Here is a 5,421-nt window from a genome sequence, read left to right on the forward strand (position 1 = left end):
AAGTTTCTATATTTGCACCCGCTTTCGGAAGGATGGTAGATGTAGGAGAGGGAGCGGAAGTTCATTGTACAGCGGGTTTTCGGGCAGTCGAGGGGGCATTTGAAAAAAAAGTCCCTGAAAAGTTTGCCGGGGACGGAAAAGTAAATTACTTTTGCACCCGCTTTCGAAACGAAAGTTAAAAATAAGAACAAAACGAGGGCCTTTAATAAATTAAGGGCGAGTTCATTGAAATATTGTTGACAGCACGGTTTTTATTTTATTAATAAAGACCGACCAAGTAAGAATTTTTAAGCAAGATCATTTTTGAGCATTGGGCTTTAACCGGATGGGTCATGTATACAATATACAACGATCAACGATGAAGAGTTTGATCCTGGCTCAGGATGAACGCTAGCGGCAGGCCTAACACATGCAAGTCGAGGGGTAGAGGACACTAGCTTGCTAGGGTCTTTGAGACCGGCGCACGGGTGCGTAACGCGTATGCAACCTACCTTCCACATGGGGATAGCCCGGAGAAATCCGGATTAATACCCTATGGTACCTTTGACCGGCATTGGTCAAGGGTTAAAGCTTCGGCGGTGGGAGATGGGCATGCGTCCCATTAGCTAGTTGGTGCGGTAACGGCGCACCAAGGCAGCGATGGGTAGGGGCCCTGAGAGGGGGACCCCCCACACTGGTACTGAGACACGGACCAGACTCCTACGGGAGGCAGCAGTGAGGAATATTGGACAATGGGCGGAAGCCTGATCCAGCCATGCCGCGTGCAGGAAGACGGCCCTATGGGTTGTAAACTGCTTTTGTACGGGGAGAATAAGCCCTACGAGTAGGGCGATGACGGTACCGTACGAATAAGCACCGGCTAACTCCGTGCCAGCAGCCGCGGTAATACGGAGGGTGCAAGCGTTATCCGGAATCATTGGGTTTAAAGGGTCCGTAGGCGGGCGTGTAAGTCAGGGGTGAAAGTTTGCCGCTCAACGGTAAAATTGCCTTTGATACTGCATGCCTTGAATCGGCGGGAAGTGGCTGGAATGAGTAGTGTAGCGGTGAAATGCATAGATATTACTCAGAACACCGATTGCGAAGGCAGGCCACTACTGCCGGATTGACGCTGATGGACGAAAGCGTGGGGAGCGAACAGGATTAGATACCCTGGTAGTCCACGCCGTAAACGATGGATACTAGCTGTTGGTCCGCCATTGGGCGGATCTGTGGTTAAGCGAAAGTGATAAGTATCCCACCTGGGGAGTACGTTCGCAAGAATGAAACTCAAAGGAATTGACGGGGGCCCGCACAAGCGGTGGAGCATGTGGTTTAATTCGATGATACGCGAGGAACCTTACCAGGGCTTAAATGCAGTCTGACAGGGGTGGAAACACCTTTTCCTTCGGGCAGGTTGCAAGGTGCTGCATGGTTGTCGTCAGCTCGTGCCGTGAGGTGTCAGGTTAAGTCCTATAACGAGCGCAACCCCTGCCGTTAGTTACCAGCATGTAAAGATGGGGACTCTAGCGGGACTGCCGGTGCAAACCGCGAGGAAGGTGGGGATGACGTCAAATCATCACGGCCCTTACGTCCTGGGCCACACACGTGCTACAATGGCCGGTACAGAGAGCAGCCATCCGGTAACGGAGCGCGAATCTATAAAACCGGTCACAGTTCGGATCGGGGTCTGCAACTCGACCCCGTGAAGCTGGAATCGCTAGTAATCGGATATCAGCCATGATCCGGTGAATACGTTCCCGGGCCTTGTACACACCGCCCGTCAAGCCATGGAAGCCGGGGGTACCTGAAGTTGGTGACCGCAAGGAGCTACCTAGGGTAAGACCGGTAACTGGGGCTAAGTCGTAACAAGGTAGCCGTACCGGAAGGTGCGGCTGGAACACCTCCTTTCTAGAGATACCGATCGGTCCGGTACCGATAAAGCGCAGGGCGAGGGATTGGTTTTGCTTAAAATGCTGTCAATAACATTACATATCAAGGCCTGCGGGCCATATAAAAGCAACAGTCTCGTAGCTCAGCTGGTTAGAGCGCTACACTGATAATGTAGAGGTCGGCAGTTCGAGCCTGCCCGAGACTACCAAAGATGGTTTCGGCAAGGGCTGAAAAAAAGTTCGTTAAAAAAGTATTGAAGGAAATTCTGGAGGTTGGGTACCTTATTTGATTGGGATTTGGGATTTGGATCTTGGAATTTCAACACCAATGGGGGATTAGCTCAGCTGGCTAGAGCGCCTGCCTTGCACGCAGGAGGTCATCGGTTCGACTCCGATATTCTCCACAAGCCCCTCCTAACCTCCCCAAAGGGGAGGGACACGAGAGCACTGGCTCTCCCCCTTCGGGGGAGCTGGAGGGGGCTAACGTTCATTGACATATTGAGATAAAGAGAATACGAGCGGTCACCTATGAGGATAGGTGACCGGTAAGAAGTAGAATAGAAAAGAGAATCTAAAAGGCTTTGTATGTTGGTTGCACGACCGGCATATGGGGCGAATTACATAGGACAAAAGAGCAAAAAGTACAATAAGCTAGACAAGGGCGTATGGGGGATGCCTAGGCTCTCAGAGGCGACGAAGGACGTGATAAGCTGCGAAAAGCTTTGGGGAGTGGCACATACACGATGATCCAGGGATATCCGAATGGGGCAACCCACCATATTGAAGGTATGGTATGCTGGCGTTTACCGTCAGTAGGCGAACCCGCTGAACTGAAACATCTAAGTAGGCGGAGGAGAAGAAAACAAGAGTGATTCCGGGAGTAGCGGCGAGCGAAACCGGAACAGCCCAAACCGTTGCTGTTACGGCAGCATCGGGGTTGTAGGACCGCAATGTTCGAAGCACAGAGGACTGGAACACGTTGGAAAGCGTGGCCGTAGGGGGTGATAGTCCCGTACAGGTAAGGTGTGTGGAGATAGCGGTATCCTGAGTAGTGCGGGGCACGAGAAACCCTGTACGAACCAGGCGGGACCATCCGCCAAGGCTAAATACTCCTGGGAGACCGATAGTGGACCAGTACCGTGAGGGAAAGGTGAAAAGCACCCTGAATAAGGGAGTGAAAGAGAACCTGAAACCATACGCCTACAAGCGGTCGGAGTCAGCCCTGGGCTGATGACGGCGTGCCTTTTGCATAATGAGCCTACGAGTTACCGTTGCCAGCGAGGTTAAGCACTTCAGGTGCGCAGCCGCAGCGAAAGCGAGTCTGAACAGGGCGAGTTTCACCCTTTGGGGGTGAAAGCGCACTCAGTGCGCTATAGTTGGCAGTGGTAGACGCGAAACCGTGTGATCTACCCATGGGCAGGGTGAAGCTGTGGTAACACACAGTGGAGGCCCGAACCGGTTGACGTTGAAAAGTCTTCGGATGACCTGTGGGTAGGGGTGAAAGGCCAATCAAACTCGGAAATAGCTCGTACTCCCCGAAATGCATTTAGGTGCAGCGTTGATCCATAGTTTTATAGAGGTAGAGCTACTGATTGGGTGCGGGGGCTTCACCGCCTACCAATCCCTGACAAACTCCGAATGCTATATAATGTTGATCAGCAGTGAGGGCATGGGTGCTAAGGTCCATGTCCGAGAGGGAAAGAACCCGGACCACCGGCTAAGGTCCCCAAGTGTATGCTAAGTTGAAAAAACGCGGTCCGATTGCTCAGACACCCAGGATGTTGGCTTAGAAGCAGCCATTCATTTAAAGAGTGCGTAACAGCTCACTGGTCGAGCGGTCGGGCATGGATAATAATCGGGCATAAGCATACCACCGAAGCCGTGGACACTGGCCTTGGGCCAGTTGTGGTAGGGGAGCATTCCATTTGCGCAGAAGGTGGGCCGTGAGGCCCGTTGGAGCGGATGGAAAAGAAAATGTAGGCATAAGTAACGATAATGCGGGCGAGAAACCCGCACGCCGAAAGACCAAGGTTTCCTCAGCTATGCTAATCAGCTGGGGGTCAGTCAGGGCCTAACGCGAACCCGAAGGGGGTAGTGGATGGACAACAGGTTAATATTCCTGTACCTGCATACCATAGAAAGCGACGGAGGCGGGATGTTGGTGCGTGCTGACGGAACAGCACGTTGAAGGGAGCGGCAACGCCCCGATAGTACACCAAGGCCCCGGCCGCGGTGACAACCCAGCGGACCGACTTCCAAGAAAAGCGAGGTATGCAGCCTGTACCGTAAACCGACACAGGTGGTCGGGATGAGTATTCTAAGGCGCTCGAGAGATTCATGGCTAAGGAACTAGGCAAAATAGACCTGTAACTTCGGGAGAAAGGTCGCCTATCGCGAGATAGGCCGCAGTGAAGAGGTCCAGGCGACTGTTTATCAAAAACACAGGGCTCTGCGAAATCGAAAGATGAAGTATAGGGCCTGACACCTGCCCGGTGCCGGAAGGTTAAGGGGAGACGTCATCCGCCTTTGGCGGAGAAGCGTTGAACTGAAGCCCCGGTAAACGGCGGCCGTAACTATAACGGTCCTAAGGTAGCGAAATTCCTTGTCGGGTAAGTTCCGACCTGCACGAATGGTGCAACGATCTGGACACTGTCTCGGCCATGAGCTCGGTGAAATTGTAGTATCGGTGAAGATGCCGGTTACCCGCAGTGGGACGAAAAGACCCCGTGCACCTTTACTATAGCTTCGTATTGACCTTGGATAAGTAATGTGTAGGATAGGTGGGAGACTTTGATCACGTGCCGCCAGGCATGTGTGAGTCATTGTTGAAATACCACCCTTTACTTCTCTAGGGCCTAACCCGCCTTGTGCGGGGACAGTGCGTGGTGGGTAGTTTGACTGGGGTGGTCGCCTCCAAAAGCGTAACGGAGGCTTCCAAAGGTTCCCTCAGCACGCTTGGTAACCGTGCGCAGAGTGCAATGGCACAAGGGAGCTTGACTGAGAGGCATACAGGCCGACCAGGTACGAAAGTAGGGCATAGTGATCCGGTGGTTCCGCATGGAAGGGCCATCGCTCAAAGGATAAAAGGTACGCCGGGGATAACAGGCTGATCTCCCCCAAGAGCTCACATCGACGGGGGGGTTTGGCACCTCGATGTCGGCTCGTCACATCCTGGGGCTGGAGAAGGTCCCAAGGGTTGGGCTGTTCGCCCATTAAAGTGGCACGCGAGCTGGGTTCAGAACGTCGTGAGACAGTTCGGTCTCTATCTACTGTGGGCGTTAGAAATTTGAGTGGCCCTGACCCTAGTACGAGAGGACCGGGTTGGACCGACCGCTGGTGTACCAGTTGTCCCGCCAGGGGCACCGCTGGGTAGCTATGTCGGGAAGGGATAAGCGCTGAAAGCATATAAGCGCGAAACCCGCCACGAGATGAGATTTCTTTAAAGGGCCGTGGGAGACGACCACGTCGATAGGCCGCAGGTGCAAGGGCAGTAATGCCCGCAGCCGAGCGGTACTAATAGCCCGTGGGCTTATGTGCGCCAGTCCCCTTGTGC

At 53.4% G+C, this 5,421-nt stretch carries 2 tRNA genes and 2 rRNA genes; all 4 read left to right on the top strand.

Going from position 1 to position 5,421, the window contains the following annotated elements:
- Window positions 1–355 precede the first annotated feature (355 nt).
- Window positions 356–1,887: ribosomal RNA gene (locus OOZ15_RS19600) — 16S ribosomal RNA — on the top strand.
- Window positions 1,888–2,000: 113 nt separating this feature from the next.
- Window positions 2,001–2,077 (top strand) — tRNA-Ile (locus OOZ15_RS19605).
- Between the two features lie 121 nt (window positions 2,078–2,198).
- Window positions 2,199–2,272: transfer RNA gene (locus tag OOZ15_RS19610), tRNA-Ala, on the top strand.
- Window positions 2,273–2,512: 240 nt separating this feature from the next.
- Window positions 2,513–5,405, top strand: a 23S ribosomal RNA gene (locus OOZ15_RS19615).
- Together the 16S and 23S rRNA genes with 2 tRNA genes alongside form the textbook arrangement of a ribosomal RNA operon.
- Window positions 5,406–5,421: the final 16 nt, after the last annotated feature.

Source organism: Galbibacter kalidii (genome assembly GCF_026241135.1).
Classification (GTDB): domain Bacteria; phylum Bacteroidota; class Bacteroidia; order Flavobacteriales; family Flavobacteriaceae; genus Galbibacter.